This window comes from Streptomyces sp. BR123, from assembly GCF_013401435.1.
Lineage (GTDB): Bacteria > Actinomycetota > Actinomycetes > Streptomycetales > Streptomycetaceae > Streptomyces.
In genome coordinates, this window is the sequence record NZ_JACBGN010000714.1 from 1 (window position 1) to 250 (window position 250).

General features: G+C 71.2%; 1 pseudogene. It reads left to right on the forward strand.

Annotation, left to right across the window (positions count from 1 at the left end):
- Window positions 1–83: 83 nt before the first annotated feature.
- Window positions 84–250: pseudogene (locus HYE82_RS39610) on the forward strand (Ig-like domain repeat protein); the annotation flags it as partial.

The following is a 250-nucleotide window of genomic DNA, read 5'->3' on the forward strand; positions in this document are numbered from 1 at the left end:
CGGCGACGAGCACGCAGGTGACGTCTTCGCCTGATCCGTCGGTGGTGGGTGAGCCGGTGGTGTTCACCGCGACGGTGGCTCCCGTGGCGCCGGGTGCGGGCAGCCCGACCGGGACCGTGACCTTCACCTTCGGTGACGGGAGCCCGGCGGAGACGGTGGCGTTGGTGGGTGGGGTGGCTACGGCCACGCACGCCTACGCTTCCACGGCGGGTAGTCCGTATGGCGTCACTGCCGTCTACAGCGGGGACAG